The sequence below is a fragment of the Bradyrhizobium sp. cf659 genome (assembly GCF_900113725.1).
Lineage (GTDB): Bacteria > Pseudomonadota > Alphaproteobacteria > Rhizobiales > Xanthobacteraceae > Bradyrhizobium.
The window spans coordinates 85103-101068 of record NZ_FOQJ01000011.1 but is presented as its reverse complement, the minus strand read 5'-3'; the positions used below and the strand labels follow the sequence as shown (position 1 = coordinate 101068).

Below are 15966 nucleotides of genomic sequence, written 5' to 3'. Positions count from 1 at the left end.
GTCAACACTGCGCGGCTGCTACCACACGCTCCGGCCGCCATCCATGACGAGGTTCTGCCCGGTCATGTAGCTCGACGCGTCCGAGCAGAGGAACTGAACCGCGGCGCGGTATTCCTCGACATCTGCCATGCGCCCCATCGGGATCAGGCGGGTGAGGCGTTCCACGAAGGCGGGATCCTGATTGTTGAAGACGCCGCCCGGCGAGATCGCGTTGACGCGCACGCCATGGTCGGCCCAGTAGGTCGCTAGATATTTCGTCAAACCGATCAGTCCGTGCTTGATCACCGAGTAGGTCACGGGCTTCACCGGCTGTTCCTCCTCGCGCGTCACATGCGGCTGGCGGTAGAGCCGCTGGTCCGGCGCGATCACGCCGAGGTCGGAGGCGATGTTGAGGATCACGCCGCGGCCGTGTCTGGCCATCTGGCCGCCGAATTCCTGCGCGCACAGCATCGCCCCGGTTAGGCCCACTGCGATCTCGGTCTGCCATTGCGGCACCGGGAACGCTTCGAAGCGCGATGAGTGCATGACGCCCGGGCTCGAGGTCACTTTCGGATCGATGGCGGCGTTGTTGACGAGGATGTCGACGGTGACGCCGCGGCCTGCGAGCTGCTCGTTCGCGGCGCGCACCGAGTCCTGCGAGGTGACATCGAGCGCCAGCGCGATCAGATCGGCGGAGGGCGTGCTCTGCTTCAGCGCGGTGACGGCCGCCTCGGCCTGCGCGAGGCCGATTTCGGTGACGACGACGCGCGCCCCCGCCTCGGAAAGCGCGGCGACGTGCTGCCGCCCGAGCAGGCCGCCGGCGCCGGTCACGAGCGCGGTGCGTCCGGTCAGGTCGTAGCGGGAGGACGGGCTTGCCATTGGAAGGCTCCTGTTCAGCTGCGCAACTGGCCGCCGTCGGCGACCACGACGCTGCCGGTGATGAAGGCCGCGCGAGGCGAGGCAAGGAACGCGACGAGGTCGGCGATCTCTTCCGGCTTGCCGAGCCGGCGCAGCGCCACCTCGCGCACAAGCATGTCCTCGACCGCGGCCCTGTTCTCGACGAGCTTGCGCGCCCAGGTCCCGTCGGCGGCCAGGACATTGCCCGGCGCGACCGCATTGATGCGGATGCCGTCGAGCGCCAGCGGCCGCGCCAGTCCGCGCACGGTCGCGTTCAGTGCTGCTTTCGCCGCGTAGTAGGTCACGGGCGCGCCGAGCGCCGCCATGCCGGCGATCGAGGAGATGCAGATGATGGACCGGTCGCCGCCGCCGCGCGCCATCAGCGGGCGTGCGGCTTCGATCGTGTTGGTGGTGGCGAAGAGGTTGAGGTCCATCACCCGCGACCATTCCGCCGCCGTTTCCTTGCCCGGCGGCACGGACGCGCCGCTGCCGACGTTGCAGACGAGGATGTCGAGGCGGCCCCACCGCTTGTCGACGTCCTGCACCAGCGCCGCGGCGGCGGCCGGATCGGTGACATCAGCAATATGGATCGAGCTGTCTCCGCCGACGGTCGCGCGCGCTGCGTTCAGCGCGTCGGTGCCGCGTGCAGCCAGCGCGACCTTCGCTCCCTCGGCGGCAAGCGCAGCGGCAATGGCAAGGCCGATGCCGCGGCTGGCGCCGGTGACGAGGGCGACACGATCGTCGAGTTCGAGCTTCATCGCATCGCGTCCTCGATCCAGCCGACCGTCATGTCGCGATACCTGGCGAGCGCGCCCGCGTGGTCGCCGTCCCCGGCGCGTGCGGTTTGCAGGATATACTGCCCCCTGTAGCCGGAGCGCTCGATCAGCCGGATCGTCTTGGCAAGATCGGCGTTGCCGGTGCCGAGCGGCACGGTCGTGCCGCCGCGCATGCGGTCCTTCACATGCACATTGAGGATGCGCGGTGCATAGGCTTCGATCTCCTCGGTGCTGTCATAGCCGAGCGAGGCGCTGTTGCCGCTGTCGTAGTTGATGCCGAAGACGTCGGCCGGAAAGGCTTCCATGAAGCGGGCGAGATCGCCCGGCGGCAGATCGGATTCGAACACGATCTTGACGTTCTGTCTTGCAAGCTGTTCGCGGCGGGCGATCAGCACCCGCTTGAGCGTATCGCTCTCGCTTTCGCGTTCGATCTTGCCGTTGTCGACCAGCGGGATCACGACGAATTCGATGCCGATCCGGCTGCAGGCGGCGATCAGCAGATCGAGATCGTTGACGAGCGCGTCGCGCACGACGGCGTCGACCTTCCAGAACGGCGCCTGCATGAAGCAATCGCCGGTCAGGCTCGGAATGCGCAGGCCATTCTCGCGCGACAGCGCGGCGATCTCCGCCTGGCCGGCTGCGGTCGTGAGCGGATTTTCCCGCAGCCGTTCCTGATCGATGGTCCATTCCATCCGCGTCAGGCCGAGCGCCTTCGCGCGGGGAAATTCCTCGCGCCATTCGTTCCACGGGAACGCCTGGATCTTGCCGTCGACCAGGGCCGACAGGCGTCCCTGCATGAAGCCGATGCGTTGCAGCGTTGCGGTCACGATTTGCTATCCGAGCTGATGGCGAGGCCCTTGGCGGTCCAGCCGCCGTCGACGAAGATCTCCTGGCCCGTCACATAGGCCGACGCGTCCGACGCCAGGAAGATCGCGGCGCCCACCATGTCGGCGGGCTGTCCCCAGCGGCCGAGCATGGTGTGGCGGCGCCGATCTTCGTGCATGGCGGGATCGGCGTAACTCTTCGCGGTCATCTCGGTTGCGACATAGCCCGGCGCCAGTGCGTTGACGCGGATGCCGTCGGGCGCATAGTCGGCGGCCAGTGCGCGCGTCAGCCCGGCGAGTCCGGCTTTCGCCGCCACATAGCCGGGATTGCCGGGGAAACCGCGGATCGAGTTGATGCTGGTGACGTTGATGATCGCGGCCGAGCCCGTCGTCTTCAGAAGCGGATAGGCGGCAAGGATCGTCGCGTAGACGCCGGTGAGGTCGGTCGCGACCGTGGCGCGGAAGCGCGCCAGCTCGCTTTCGGCGCTCTGCGGGGAAAGGCTGATTCCGGCGGCGTTGACCAACGCGTCGATACGTCCGCCTTGCGCCGCGATGGCGTTGAAAGCATGCCCGATCGCGGCATCATCGGAGAGATCGCAGGCAATCGCGATCACGCCCTGCGGCGCAGTCCCGGAACGGCTGAGACCGAATACCGTGGCACCGGCATCCTTCAGGCCGCTCGCAATCGCAGCGCCGATGCCGCGCGAGGCGCCCGTTACGACGGCGATCTTGCCTGCGAGAGAGAAGGCGCTGAGATCAGGCATAGCCGTAACTGCGCATGATGGCGCCACAGAGCTTGACGTCTTCCGGGCGGTCGATCTGGAACATCTTGTGGCGCTCCATCACGTGAAAGCCGATCTTGCCGCCGAGACGATTGTTCTGTTCGCGCAGGAGTGAAGGAATCAACACGTAGAACGAGCCGTTCTCCAGGTAGCGCTTCTCGATCTGCTGCCGCATGCGGCGATTGCGGAAGTCGTAGTTGATCGGCTCCGGTCCGCTCGCGCCGATCCGCCAGTTGAAATAATCCTCGACCTCGCAGACCGAGAGCAGGCTGTCGAGATGCTCGCGGTCGAAGGTCGCGAGCGCGTTTTCGATGTCCGCGGGCTCGCGGATCGGTGAGGTCGCCTGGAGCGCGACGATGCGCTCGAACCGGCCCATCCGCTCGTCGATGGCGTCGAGCGCATGCAGCCAGGCGGATTCCGAGGAGGCGAGGTCGCCCGAAATGTCGTCGGGACGCCGCACGCCCACCGCGCCGGCGGCTTCTGCCGCTTGCAGAATCTTGTCGCTGTCGGAAGAGACCGCCACTACGTCGACGCCGCGCGCCGCGCGCGCCTGCTCGACCGTCCAGGCGATCAGTGGCTTGCCGCAGAGATCGAGCAGGTTCTTGTGGGGGATGCCTTTCGAGCCCCCGCGTGCGGCGATTACGGCCAGCGTCTTGCGCGCCATCAGATATGTCCCTCGAGACGCTCGAGCGCGGTCCAGAAGCCTTCGCCCATGTTCTTGTGGCCCTGCCATATCTCCGGAATGAACGATGCTGTTGGCGCATGCTTGCGCAGCACCTGTCCGATCTCGTCGAAATCGATCTCGCCTTCGCCGATCTGGACGCCTTCGCCGTCGAGCCCCTTGGCGTCGCCGAAATGCAGGTGCGCGGTGTGGGGGCCGAGCTGGGCGAGGCCTTGCGCGAAGTCGAAGCCGAAATGATTGGCGGCGAGCTTTGTGTGCGAGATGTCGACGCACATGCGCAAACCATGCTTGGCGCAGAACGCCGCCGACTCCTCCGGGAGGATGAAGATGTTCTGGTGGCGCTGGCCGCCGAAATGCCAGGGGAACGGCGCCATGGTCTGCGGCGTCAGCTCGACGCCGTCCATGTCGAGTTCCTTCAGGCTCTGCGCAAAGATCTGGTAACGCTCGGCCTTTTCCTCCGGCGACAATGGCGCGTCCATGGTGAAGCCGCCGATATTGGCGACGATCGGCGGCCGCTTGGTTTTGGGGAAGAATTTCTTCAGCCTGCGGGTGATGTTGATCACCGCCTGCGTCTGCTCGAGCGAGTAGCGCCGCAGCGCCTCGTCGGGGGTCGCGAGGTCCATCAGCTTGGAGCCGGCAAACAGCTCCGGCGCATGCACGACGAAGCCAAGATCGTAGGTACCGGAAAGATATGCCGCCGGATCGCGCTCCATGTCGCTGTAGCTGAGATGGAATTCGATGATGTCGGGCTTGCAGATCTCCAGGAAGCGCTCGATGTCGTAGTAGCGCACCGGCACGCCCCAGGGACGGTCGAAGCGGTAGCGCCGCGCCTTTGCGACGCCCTCGTCGAGGTCGCTCTGGAAGAAATAGTCGTCGGCTGCCATCGTCCGCGTCAGCTTGCGGCCGATCAGGGCCGGCATCTTCAGCGGCGACAGGCCCTGTCCCGGGCTCTTCACCGCGATATCGCTTTCGGAGATCACGGTGCCCGGCGCAAGGTCGCGCGCAGCCACCAGGCTTTTCGCGAGGTTCTCGCGGTTGATCAGCTCGCCCTGGCTCAACACGCGTTCGGCCAGTTTCTCGCCACGCGCGGCCTCGATCTCGCGGATGCCCGAGACCAGCGTCTTGAATTCCTCCGGCTCCAGGCTCGCGGCGTGGTCGGGACCTTCCATCTCGCGGTCGAGGGTGATGTGGCGTTCGATGACGACGGCGCCGAGCGCCACCGCGGCCATTGACACGGCAACGCCGCGCTCGTGTCCGGAATAGCCGACCATCGGATGAATCTCGCGCAGCGTTTCCATGAAGCGCAGATGGATGTTGTGAAGCGCAGCCGGATAGGTGCTCTGGCAATGTAGCAGCACGTAACTTGCGTTGCGCTCGTCGAGGAATCTTGCGGCGGTCTTGATCTCCTCGGTCGTGCTCATGCCGGTCGAGACGATCAATGTCTTGCCGGTCGCGACGAGTTTGGCGAGCAGGGGAAGGTTGGTCAGATCGGCGGAGGCGACCTTGTAGGCTCGCACGCCGAAGCCTTCGAGCATCGCGACGCTCTTCGCATCCCAGGGCGTGCAGAGATACTGAATGCCCTTCGAGGCGCAGTAGTCGGCGATCTTCTTCTGCTGCTCCGTCGTCAGCTCGAAACGGCGGAGCAGATCGAGCGTGTATTCGACCGCAAGGTCGTCGTCCTTTCCGGAGAGCGAGGAGGCGCGATAGACCTCGTCGAGCTTGCGCATCTGGAATTTGGCGCAATCCGCGCCGGCGGCGACCGCCGCATCGACCAGCGCGATGGCACGATCGAAGTCGCCATTGTGGTTGTTGCCGACCTCGGCGATGACGTAGCAAGGCTTGCCGTCTCCCAGAAGGCGGTCGCCGATGCGCACAGGAGCTGGCTGTTTGGGCGGTATCATCAACATTCTCGTTTCACATGCGTCAAATGGATCGCGCGGGAAAGCGCGATTTCCACGTCCGCAGCCCGTTCTCCTCGAACATGACGCGCGAGCAGCTATGTCCCTGCTGCTCCAGCGCCGCGATGAGCTGGTAGCGCTCGAACGGGCGCACGAAGAACATGAAGTAGCCGCCGCCGCCGGCGCCCAGCAGCTTGCCGCCGACGGCGCCGTTCGACTTGGCGAAATCGTAGATGGCGTCGAGCTCGCTTGAAGAGATCTTGGAGCTGAGCTTGCGCTTGGCGTGCCAGGCTTCGTCGATGAGGCGTCCGCAATCCAGCAGCCGGCCGCGAAGCAGATGCTTGCGGATCTCGCGCGTCACCTCCTTCTGCTTGGCAGCGGCGGTCACCGCGTCGGCCGTCTCGTGCTGCGCTTTCTGGTCGCGATGGATCGCGCCTGAGTCATGACCTGCGCCGCTGTAGCAGAGCACCAGGCTCTCCTCGAGCTCGGCAATGATGTTGGGGTCGAGACGCAGCGGTACGATGGTGTTCTGGTCGGAAGAGAACTCCATGTGGTTGAAGCCGCCGAACACGGTGGCATATTGATCCTGCCAGCCGCCGGGAATGTTGAGCATCAGCCGCTCGGCCTGGAACGCCATTTCAGCGATCTCGTGGCGATCCCACTGGTCGCCGCGGAATTCGTTGAAGCAGCCGATGATGGCGGAGGAGACCACCGCCGAGCCGCCGAGGCCGGAGCCGACCGGGAAGTCGGCGGAGACTTCGAGCTCGAACCCGTAAGTCGGCTTGATCAGGCGCACCACCGATTTGATCAGGGCGAGATCGCCGCCCGTGCCGAGCTCGGCGAGACTGCCGGCCTCGACGGTGCGGCGGAAATCGTGCGAATAGATCCGGATCTGGGGATCGCTCCGGCGCCGCAACGTCGCGTGCGCATACATCTTGATCGTGGCGTTGATCACCGCGCCGCCGTCATTTTCCACGAAGTAGTGCGTGAGATCGGTGCCGCCGCCGGAGAAGGAGATGCGGACCGGCGAGCGGGCGCGCGCGAACACCTCGCTCTCCTCCGACAGGTTGAACAGCTCGCGGCTGAACACGTCGACCAGCCGGCCCTCGGTATCGAGGATGGGTACGACGTGCACGCGCTGGTCGAGCAGCTTGAGAATCTGCTCCCGCGGCCCCCCGGCTTGCGCCCAGACGAAGTTGTGGTTGATGCAGGCTGCCACCTGGTCGTGGATCGTGATGCCCGCCAGCATCCGCCGGCGGATGTCGCCATCGGTCACCGCGCCGACGATGCGTCCGCCCGGATCCTGCGCGAAGAGGATGCCGAGCCTGTTGGCGTTGAGGCGCCGGAAGGCTTCCTCAATCGTCTCTGTCTCGGCGATGGTGACGAGGGTTCGCTCAAGCACGTTTTAGGTCCAGGGAAGGCCGAATTCTCCCGGCCGCAATGAAGGCGCATGCCCGGTTTCTCACCGTCCGGTAATACGGGAGCCGGTGGGGTGATGCAAGGTTCCGCTGGCGCGCCCCAAGGCGATCCAGACCGGCCCGGAATGCCCACCTGCGGGGGAAAATCGCCAATGATGTGCGATTTACATTGCCCTCAGTTCCTATAGAAGGCCACCCCGGAGGTACGTACGAATGTATGTGATTGGGATCAGCTCCGGCATCAAGCACGGCCACCACGATGGCGCGGCCGTCCTGTTGCGCGACGGCGAGTTGATTGCGGCGGCTGAGGAGGAGCGTTTCACGCTGGCCAAGCACGCGCGCGGCGAGCTGCCGCGCGGCGCGATCGGCTTCTGTCTCAAGCAGGCCGGCATCACCATGCGCGACGTCGACTGGATCTGTTCGCCGTTGAAGACCTACACGAACTATGCGCAGCGCCTCACCGAATACTTCAAGTACCAGTTCGGCCACAGCCCGAAGATCGAGCTCTACGACCATCATCTCTGTCACGCCGCGAGCTCGTTCTACGGCTCCGGTTTTTCCGAAGCGACGGTTGCCTGCTTCGACTTCTCGGGCGATTCCAGCGCCGGCCTCGTCGCGCATGCGCGCGGCAACGACTTCCGCGTGCTGACGCGGTTCGCCCGCCACAACAGTCTCGGTCTCTACTACGGGATGCTGACCCAGTATCTCGGCTATCAGATGACCAACGACGAGTACAAGGTCATGGGCCTGTCCTCCTATGGCAGCCCGGACTATCTCGACAAGTTCGCCAGGCTGCTCCGTCCGAACGGCATCAGCTACGAGCTCGATCCCGAGCTCGACAAACGCAGGCGCGACGCCGACATCTTCACCAGCGATTTCTCGACGCGGCAGGAACGCATCTTCACCGAGAAGATGGAGGAGATCTTGGGACCGCGGCGGCTGCGCGGCCAGCCGCTCGACCAGCGGCTGACCAACATCGCGGCAAGCGGCCAGAAGCAGCTCGAGATCGTCACCACCGAGGTGATCCGTTCCGCGATCAAGGAGACCGGCTGCGGCGACGTCTGCATCGCCGGCGGCGTCGGGCTGAACTGCAAGATGAACATGGAGATCGCCGCCGAGCCGTCAGTCAAGCGTCTCTACGTTCCGCCGGTGCCGCACGATGCGGGCGTGGCGCTGGGCGCTGCGATGATGAAATGCGCGGAGGCTGGCCATGCGATCGCGCCGTTGACCCACGCCTACTGGGGACCGGAATATTCCAACGACACCATCAGGGAGACGCTGGACAAGATCGGCGCGCGGTTCGAGCTGCTCGACGATCCGGTGGCGCGCTGCGTCACTGACCTGACGGATCAGAAGACGGTGGGCTGGTTCCAGGGGCGGATGGAGTACGGCCCGCGCGCGCTCGGCAACCGCTCGATCCTCGCCGATCCCAGGCATGCCAGCATGAAGGACCGCATTAACCTCACCATCAAATATCGCGAGGAATTCCGCCCGTTCTGTCCGTCCGTGCTCTACGAGCGCCAGGCCGAGTATTTCGAGGACACGTTCGACGCTCCGTTCATGGTGGTGACGTTTCCGGTCAACGAGAAAGTCGCCGAGACCATGCCGGCGGTGGTCCATGTCGACAACACCGCGCGCATCCAGAGCGTCCATGCGGACAGCAATCCGCTCTATAGCCGCCTGCTCGGCGAGTTCGCAAAGGCGACCTCGCTGCCGGTCCTGATCAACACCAGCCTCAACATCAACGAGCAGCCGACGGTGAACGCCCCGCTGGAGGCGCTGCACACCTACTTCTGCTCGGGGCTGGACGTGCTGTATCTCGGCAATTACCGGCTGTCGAAGGCGGGCTAGGGCTACCGCTCGTCCGCGATCACCTTGCCGTCGTTCGGCAGCGTGCCGGGGCCGACCAGCTCGACCGCGCCGCCGAGCTTTGTCACCATCCGCAGTGTGCCCGCGATCTCCTCGCGCAGAGCCTCATTGGCCGCCGCCGTTTCCGCTTTCAGCGTCATCGCATCGGTCTCGCCCTGGCGCGTGACGACGAGACGCAGGCGGCCGAGTGCGGAATGCCGCTTGCCGATCTCGGCGACCTGCTCGGGCCGGACGAACATGCCCTTGACCTTGGTGGTCTGGTCGGCGCGGCCCATCCAGCCCTTGATCCGCATGTTGGTGCGACCGCATTTGCTCGGGCCCGGCAGTGCCGCGGTGAGGTCGCCGAGGGCGAGGCGAATCCAGGGATGGTGCGGGTCGAGCGAGGTGACGACGATCTCGCCAACGTCGCCTTCCGCAACGGGATCGCCGGTGCCGGGCTTGACGATCTCCATGATCAGGCCCTCGTTCACGACCATGCCCTCGCGCGCCTCCGTCTCGAAGGCGATGAGACCGAGATCGGCGGTGCCGAAGGCCTGGTAGGCGTCGATGCCGCGCGCCTTGATCTCGGCCTGGAGCGAGGGCGGGAAGGCCGCACCCGAGACCAGCGCACGCTTGATCGAGGAGACGTCGCGGCCCGCGGTCGCCGCTGCATCGAGCAGGATCTTCAGGAAGTCCGGCGTGCCGCTATAGCCGACCGGCCGGTAGGCCTCGATCAGCTCGAATTGCTGCTCGGTATTGCCGGGCCCGGCCGGGATCACCGCACAGCCGAGCGCGCGCGCGGACGAGTCGAAGATGAAGCCGCCGGGGGTGAGGTGGTAGCTGAAGGTGTTGAGCACGATGTCGTTGGGCCGGAACCCGGCCGCGAACAGCGCCCGTGCGCCGCGCCAGGGATCGGCCTGCCGGCCCTCCGGCTCGAAGATCGGACCCGGGGAGGTGAAGAGCCGTGCGAACGAGCCCGGTGCCGCCGCCACGAAGCCGCCGAAGGGCGCGGAGGCCTTGTGCAGGGCCGGCAGTTCCGACTTGCGCAGCACCGGCAGGCGCGCCAGCGCGGCGCGGGTGGTCACCGTGGCCGGATCCAGACCCTTGAGCCGGTCGGCATAGGCGGGCGCCGTCATCGCGCTGCGCAGCACGCCCGGCAGGCGCGAAAGCAGCTCGGCCTCGCGCGCGGCTTGCTCGCGCGTCTCGAGGGGGTCGTAATGGGCGGTCATGGCTGATCTTTCCGGGTTGGCATCCGTTGCACGCCGCCGCTGGCATGGGTATCAGACGGCCATTGTCGGGACGTGGAGAGAGCGAGATGGCGGACGAACGGATCATGGCGGCGGAGGAGACGGCCGGCGTCGTCGCGCGCCTGAAACGCCGCATGATCGACGATGCGATGCCGCTGTGGTCGACCGTCGGCTGGGACCATGTCGCGGGCGGCTTCATCGACCGGCTGCATCGCGACGGCACGGCGGATGCCGCCGCGCCGCGGCGCGTGTTCGTGCAGGCCCGCCAGATCTACTGCTACGCCAAGGCGGCGCAGATGGGCTGGTATCCCGAGGGGCGCGCCATCGCGCTGAAGGGGCTGGAGCACCTGCTGGCACGCGCGAAGGCGCCCGACGGCCGGCCGGGCTATGTGCACCGGCTGACGCCGGAGGGTGCGGTGCTGGACGGCCGGCGCGACGCCTATGACCACGCCTTCATCCTGTTTGCGCTTGCGACCGTCTACGCGCTCGACAAGGACGCGCAGGTTCGCGCCGAGATCGACGCGCTGCTCGCCTTCCTCGACGGCCATCTGCGCTCGCCGCATGGCGGCGTCCACGAGGGGCTGCCGGTCTCGCTGCCGCGGCGGCAGAACCCGCACATGCACCTGTTCGAGGCGATGATCGCGTGCTTCGACGCGACCCACGATCTGTCGTTCCAGAACCGCGCCGGCGAATTCTTCGCGCTGTTCCTCGCCAATCTCTACGACAAGCAGAAGCACATCCTCACCGAGTATTTCGAGGAGGACTGGTCGAAGATTGAGCCGGTCAGTGTCGAGCCTGGCCATCAGGCGGAGTGGGTCTGGCTGCTGAAGGGATTCGAGCGCATCACGGGCTGCCCGACCGGGCAGCGGCGTGCGGAGTTGCTGGCGAGCGCGCTGCGCTATCGCGACGAGGCGACGGGCTGCCTGACCGACGAGGGTGATGCCACCGGCAACATCCGCCGCAGCACGCGCCGGCTGTGGCCGCAGACCGAGATCGCGAAGGCGTGGACTGCGCAAGCCGAGTCCGGCGAGGCGGGCGCGGCGGATGAGGCGCGCGCGGCGCTGGTGCGGCTCGAACGGCATTATCTCAGCCATCCCGTGCGGGGCGGCTGGTACGACCAGTTCGATCGCGACGGCAAGTCGCTGGTCGACACCATTCCTGCGTCGTCGTTCTATCATGTTCTCTGCGCAGTCACGGAAGCGGAGCAGGTGCTGGAGTAAGAGTCTCTTGTCTTGACGCGTTTTCTTCACGCGAACCGGTTCCCGCTTCGCTTGAAAACGCGATGTTAGAGCCAGCGCTTGCGCCGCTTGAAGCTCTTGAGGTTCTTGAAGCTCTTGCGCTGGTCGCCGGCGCCGCCGAGGTAGAATTCCTTGACGTCCTCGTTGTCGCGCAATTCGTCGGCGGTCCCGTCGAGCACGACCTTGCCCTGCTCCATGATGTAGCCGTGGCTCGCCACCGACAGCGCGGCGCGCGCGTTCTGCTCGACCAGCAGGATGGTGACGCCGAGATCGCGGTTGATCTTCTGGATGATGGAAAACACCTCTTTCACCAGTAGCGGCGACAGGCCCATCGACGGCTCGTCCATCAGGATCATCTTCGGGCGCGCCATCAGCGCACGGCCGATCGCGAGCATCTGCTGCTCGCCGCCGGAGAGATAGCCGGCAAGGCCGGTGCGCTCCTTCAGGCGCGGGAAATAGTTGAAGACCATGTCGATGTCGGCATCGACCTCGCGGTCCCTGCGGGTGAAGGCGCCGAGTTTGAGGTTCTCCAGCGACGTCATGTCGGCGACGATGCGGCGGCCCTCCATCACCTGGAAGATGCCGCGGCGGACGATCTTGTCGGGATCGATGCCGTTGATCCGTTCGCCCTCGAACAGGATCTCGCCGCGCGTGACCTCGCCGTCCTCGGTCTTGAGCAGCCCCGAGATCGCCTTCAGCGTCGTCGACTTGCCGGCGCCGTTGGCCCCGAGCAGCGCCACGATCGCGCCCTTGGGCACGTCGAGGCTGAGGCCGCGGAGCACCAGGATGACGTCGTCATAGACGACCTCGATGTTGCGCACGCCGAGAAGGGGCGGTGCGGGCACGATGCTGGGCGAGGGGCGAGTGGCTTCGGCTGTCTCGGTCATTCTTTATAACTCCGCTGTCGTCGCCCGGCTTGACCGGGCGACCCAGTATTCCAGAGACGCCCGAGACCCATTGAGAAGCCGCGGCGTACTGGATCCCCCGCCTTCGCGGGGGATGACCGTTGTGCGTGAGGTGAGTGCTAAGCTCACCACCCCAGCCATTCCGGCTTGCGCGGCAGCTCCACGGTCTTGACCTTTTCGAGCTTGATCGTGCCCTTGGTCATGAGGTCGTTGAGGTCGCCGTCGGTCGCGCCCGCGATCTTGGTGCGATAGAGGTCGACTTTCAGCGTGCCGCGGTGGTCCTTGTCGGTCCAGGTCGAGGGATTGCAGACGCCCTCCATGCCGGCCGGCACCCAGTCCTTCTTCTGGTAGAAGCCCTTGGCGACGTTCTCGCCGGTGGCGCCGCCGTTCTTGACGGCCCAATCGAGCGCTTCCTTCGTGTAGAGCGCGCTGCAGACGCCAGCGATATAGTGCACGGGGCGATACGCCTTGCCGCCGGCATCAGACATCTTGGAGATTTCCATCACCGTCTTCATGCCCGGCGCGTTACCGCCCCAGGTCACCGCCGTGCGCAACGGGAACACGACACCTTCGGCCGCTTCGGCCGCGGTCTTGGCGGCGTTCTCGTCCATGCCCCAGACGTTGCCGAGGAATTGCACGTCGACACCGGCGGCCTTGCAGGCCTTCAGCACGGAGATGTTGGAGGCTGCGGTGTTGCCGAGATAGGCGTAGTTGGCGCCGGAGCTCTTCAGGCTCAGGCACTGCGCCGAGTAGTCGCCCGGCGTCAGCGCGAACACGATCGGCGGCAGCACTTCGAAGCCGAGCTCGTTGGCGATCGCCTCGCCGGCCGCCTTCGGTGCGTTCGGGTAGGGATGATTGCCGCCCATGTGGACGAATTTGGGCTTGCCCGGCTTGCCCTTGGCCTTCCAGTCTTCGGCGGCCCAGGTCACGAGCGCCCGCATCGCGTCCGAGTAGCTCGGGCCATAAAAGAAGTTATACGGCGCCGGCTTGGCCTTTCCGCTGACGCCTTCCGGATCGGTCAACGCCGCCGCATAGGAGGCGGAAACATAGGGGATCTTGTCCTGCGCGACGAAGCCGGTCAGCGCCTCGGTGTCCGCGGTGCCCCAGCCCATGATCGCCGCGACCTTGTCGCCGCCGGACCACTTCTTGTACAGCGCAATTGCGCGCGGCACCTGATAACCGTAGTCGTTGCTGTCGAGATTGACCTGCTTGCCGCCGATGCCGCCGTTCTTGTTGATCCAGGCAAACGTGTCGGCTACGGCCTGGCCATAGGGCGTTCCGACATCCGAGGTCGCGCCGGAATAGTCGGCGAGATGGCCGAGCGCGATCTGCGCCTGCGCGGGCGCCGAGAAGGCCGCGACCGCAAGCGCGAGCGAAGCGGAGCTCAAAAGGGCTTTTGTCTTCATGGGTTGGTTCCTCCTGTTATCGTTCAAGTGAAGTTGCCCGCCTTCAATGCGAGAACGGGTAGAGTTTCCAGTACGCCTTGATCTGCCGCCAGCGATGCGCGAGCCCGTCCGGCTCAAACATCAGGAACGCGATGATGATCACCCCGATCGCGATCTCGCGCAGGAAGGTGATGTTGGTGTTGAGCGACAGCGCCTTGTCGATCGCGCCGCCCTTCAGATACAGGCTGATGAATTCCATCGATTCCGGCAGCAGCACCACGAAGGCGGTGCCCATCAGCGTGCCCATGATCGAGCCGGTGCCGCCGATGATGATCATGGCGAGGAACAGGATCGAGCGCTCGATGCCGAAACCTTCCTGGGAGACCACGAGCTGGTAGTGGGCATAGAGCGCGCCGGCGATGCCGGCGAAGAAGGCGGCAAGGCCGAACGACAGCGTGCGGTATTTGGTCAGGTTGATGCCCATGATCTCCGCGGAGAGATAATGGTCGCGGATCGCCACCAGCGCGCGGCCGTCGCGCGTGCGCATCAGATTGGTGACCAGGATGTAGCTCGCCAGCACATAGGCCAGCACGACGTAGAAATACTGCTTGTCGCCGCGCAAGGTGAAGCCGAAGATCGAGAACGGATTGGCGCTGGCCGGCACCGAGCCGCCGGTGAACCATTCGGCGCGGGAGAAGAAGTCGAGCAGGATGTATTGCGCGGCGAGCGTCGCGATGACGAGGTAGAGCCCCTTCAGCCGCGCCGCCGGAATGCCGAAGATCAGCCCGACCAGCGCGGTGACGACTCCCGCGAGCGGGATCGCGAAGAACACCGGGATCGGCGCATTGTTGGAGATGTAGGCCGAGGTGAAGGCGCCGAGCAGGAAGAAGGCGGCATGCCCGATCGATATCTGGCCGGTGAAGCCGACCAGGATGTTCAACCCGAGCGCCGCGATCGAGAAGATGCCGATCTGGATCAGGATGCTGAGCCAGTAGCCGCCGAGGAATTGCGGCACGAGGCAGAGCAGCAGCACGCCTACGATCGCAAAGTTGCGGCTGGTCGCCGTCGGGAAGATCGTGGTGTCGGCCGCATAGGAGGTGCGGAAATCACCAGCGGGGATGAGGGCAGGGCCGGCCATGGGTCAGATCCGCTCGATGTCGTGGGTGCCGAACAAGCCGTAGGGCTTGATCATCAGCACGATGATGAGGACGTAGAACGGTGCGATCTCGTAGAGATTGCCCCAGTGCAGATACTCGCTGTCGACATATTGCGCGATGTTCTCAAGCAAGCCGATGATGATGCCGCCGAGCACGGCGCCGCCGACGGAATCGAGCCCGCCGAGGATCGCCGCCGGAAACACCTTGATGCCGTAGGCGGCGAGGCCTGACGATACGCCGTTGACGACGGCGACGACGACGCCCGCGACCGCCGAGACGGTGGCCGAGATCGCCCAGGCCATCGCGAAGACGCTCTTGACGGAAATGCCGAGCGACTGCGCGACCTGCTGGTTGAACGCGGTGGCGCGCATCGCAAGGCCGTATTTGGAAGCGCGGAAGAACCATGCCATGCCGATCATCATGGCGACCGAGACCACCAGGCTCATGACATAGACGGTCTGGATCTGAAGCCCGAACAAGCTGACCGACTGGCTCTCGAACACGCGCGGGAACGGCTGCGGGTTGACGCCGAACATCCATTTCAGCGTGGCCTGGAGCACGGTCGAGAGGCCGATCGTCACCATGATCACCGAAATGATCGGCTCGCCGATCATCGGCCGCAGGATCAGGACCTGGATGGCGATGCCGAACACGAACATGAACACCAGCGTCATCGGCATGCCGATCCAGAACGGCACCTGGTATTTCGCCAGCAGCGCCCAGCACACCCAGGCGCCGACCAGCAGCAGCTCGCCTTGCGCGAAGTTGACGACCTGCGTTGCCTTGTAGATCAGCACGAACGACATCGCGACCACGCCATAGAGCGTGCCGACCACGAGGCCGTTGACCAGGAGCTGGATGAGGAAGGCGGTGTTCATGTGATATGCTGTCCTTCGCCTCTCCCCGCTTGCGGGGAGAGGCCGACGCGCG

Annotated in this window: 14 protein-coding genes; 2 read left to right on the top strand and 12 right to left on the bottom strand. The window is 65.5% G+C overall.

From position 1 onward, the window contains the following. Positions 1 to 18: 18 nt before the first annotated feature. From BM118_RS32220 to BM118_RS32190, 7 genes are read right to left on the bottom strand one after another with little or no spacing between them, the layout of a single operon-like run. A complete protein-coding gene (locus BM118_RS32220; RefSeq protein WP_092190861.1) occupies positions 19 to 858 on the bottom strand; it encodes an SDR family oxidoreductase in 840 nt (279 codons plus the stop codon). Positions 859 to 872: 14 nt separating this feature from the next. Next, positions 873 to 1634, bottom strand: a complete 762-nt coding sequence (locus BM118_RS32215; protein ID WP_092190858.1) for an SDR family NAD(P)-dependent oxidoreductase — start codon at positions 1632 to 1634, stop codon at positions 873 to 875. Next, entirely contained in the window at positions 1631 to 2479 is an 849-nt protein-coding gene (locus BM118_RS32210; protein ID WP_092190856.1) for a sugar phosphate isomerase/epimerase family protein, read from the bottom strand. The genes BM118_RS32215 and BM118_RS32210 overlap by 4 nt, the downstream gene beginning before the upstream one ends. Then, complete coding sequence (locus BM118_RS32205) at positions 2476 to 3240, bottom strand: SDR family oxidoreductase (RefSeq protein WP_177234886.1); 765 nt, start codon at positions 3238 to 3240, stop codon at positions 2476 to 2478. The genes BM118_RS32210 and BM118_RS32205 overlap by 4 nt, the downstream gene beginning before the upstream one ends. Further along, entirely contained in the window at positions 3233 to 3922 is a 690-nt protein-coding gene (locus tag BM118_RS32200; protein ID WP_092190852.1) for an acylneuraminate cytidylyltransferase family protein, read from the bottom strand. Before BM118_RS32200 ends, BM118_RS32205 begins: the two co-directional genes overlap by 8 nt. Beyond that, entirely contained in the window at positions 3922 to 5841 is a 1920-nt protein-coding gene (locus BM118_RS32195; protein WP_244550286.1) for an N-acetylneuraminate synthase family protein, read from the bottom strand. The genes BM118_RS32200 and BM118_RS32195 overlap by 1 nt, the downstream gene beginning before the upstream one ends. A 22-nt stretch (positions 5842 to 5863) precedes the next feature. Next, positions 5864 to 7240 carry a GHMP family kinase ATP-binding protein gene (locus BM118_RS32190; protein WP_092190848.1) on the bottom strand — a complete coding sequence of 459 codons (1377 nt, stop codon included), beginning with the start codon at positions 7238 to 7240 and terminating at the stop codon, positions 5864 to 5866. Positions 7241 to 7469: 229 nt separating this feature from the next. On the opposite strand from BM118_RS32190, the gene BM118_RS32185 reads away from it, so the two are divergent. Next, positions 7470 to 9107: a carbamoyltransferase family protein gene (locus BM118_RS32185; RefSeq protein ID WP_092190846.1), complete on the top strand. Its 1638-nt coding sequence runs from the start codon at positions 7470 to 7472 to the stop codon at positions 9105 to 9107. Between the two features lie 2 nt (positions 9108 to 9109). On the opposite strand, the gene BM118_RS32180 is transcribed toward BM118_RS32185, so the two are convergent. Then, a complete protein-coding gene (locus tag BM118_RS32180; protein ID WP_143099561.1) occupies positions 9110 to 10333 on the bottom strand; it encodes a phenylacetate--CoA ligase family protein in 1224 nt (407 codons plus the stop codon). A gap of 86 nt (positions 10334 to 10419) precedes the next feature. Between BM118_RS32180 and BM118_RS32175 the strand changes: the two genes are divergently transcribed. After that, the gene (locus BM118_RS32175) at positions 10420 to 11571 is read left to right on the top strand and encodes an AGE family epimerase/isomerase (RefSeq protein ID WP_177234885.1); all 1152 of its coding nucleotides are present in this window, start codon (positions 10420 to 10422) and stop codon (positions 11569 to 11571) included. Between the two features lie 65 nt (positions 11572 to 11636). Here BM118_RS32175 and BM118_RS32170 read toward each other — a convergent pair whose 3' ends face one another. From BM118_RS32170 to BM118_RS32155, 4 genes are all read right to left on the bottom strand, one after another. Beyond that, a complete protein-coding gene (locus BM118_RS32170; RefSeq protein ID WP_092190842.1) occupies positions 11637 to 12476 on the bottom strand; it encodes an ABC transporter ATP-binding protein in 840 nt (279 codons plus the stop codon). Between the two features lie 143 nt (positions 12477 to 12619). Next, a complete protein-coding gene (locus tag BM118_RS32165; protein ID WP_092190840.1) occupies positions 12620 to 13900 on the bottom strand; it encodes an ABC transporter substrate-binding protein in 1281 nt (426 codons plus the stop codon). 43 nt (positions 13901 to 13943) lie between these two features. Then, positions 13944 to 15017, bottom strand: a complete 1074-nt coding sequence (locus BM118_RS32160; RefSeq protein WP_092190839.1) for a branched-chain amino acid ABC transporter permease — start codon at positions 15015 to 15017, stop codon at positions 13944 to 13946. Between the two features lie 3 nt (positions 15018 to 15020). Next, positions 15021 to 15914: a branched-chain amino acid ABC transporter permease gene (locus BM118_RS32155; protein ID WP_027545085.1), complete on the bottom strand. Its 894-nt coding sequence runs from the start codon at positions 15912 to 15914 to the stop codon at positions 15021 to 15023. Positions 15915 to 15966 lie beyond the last annotated feature (52 nt).

Bases quoted from the DNA above. Each gene is read 5' to 3' on its own strand.
- BM118_RS32195 (WP_244550286.1), bottom strand. From the start codon at position 5,841: ATGATACCGCCCAAACAGCCAGCTCCTGTGCGCATCGGCGACCGCCTT.
- BM118_RS32170 (WP_092190842.1), bottom strand. From the start codon at position 12,476: ATGACCGAGACAGCCGAAGCCACTCGCCCCTCGCCCAGCATCGTGCCC.
- BM118_RS32200 (WP_092190852.1), bottom strand. From the start codon at position 3,922: ATGGCGCGCAAGACGCTGGCCGTAATCGCCGCACGCGGGGGCTCGAAA.
- BM118_RS32185 (WP_092190846.1), top strand. From the start codon at position 7,470: ATGTATGTGATTGGGATCAGCTCCGGCATCAAGCACGGCCACCACGAT.
- BM118_RS32165 (WP_092190840.1), bottom strand. From the start codon at position 13,900: ATGAAGACAAAAGCCCTTTTGAGCTCCGCTTCGCTCGCGCTTGCGGTC.
- BM118_RS32215 (WP_092190858.1), bottom strand. From the start codon at position 1,634: ATGAAGCTCGAACTCGACGATCGTGTCGCCCTCGTCACCGGCGCCAGC.
- BM118_RS32175 (WP_177234885.1), top strand. From the start codon at position 10,420: ATGGCGGACGAACGGATCATGGCGGCGGAGGAGACGGCCGGCGTCGTC.
- BM118_RS32205 (WP_177234886.1), bottom strand. From the start codon at position 3,240: ATGCCTGATCTCAGCGCCTTCTCTCTCGCAGGCAAGATCGCCGTCGTA.
- BM118_RS32220 (WP_092190861.1), bottom strand. From the start codon at position 858: ATGGCAAGCCCGTCCTCCCGCTACGACCTGACCGGACGCACCGCGCTC.
- BM118_RS32180 (WP_143099561.1), bottom strand. From the start codon at position 10,333: ATGACCGCCCATTACGACCCCCTCGAGACGCGCGAGCAAGCCGCGCGC.
- BM118_RS32155 (WP_027545085.1), bottom strand. From the start codon at position 15,914: ATGAACACCGCCTTCCTCATCCAGCTCCTGGTCAACGGCCTCGTGGTC.
- BM118_RS32160 (WP_092190839.1), bottom strand. From the start codon at position 15,017: ATGGCCGGCCCTGCCCTCATCCCCGCTGGTGATTTCCGCACCTCCTAT.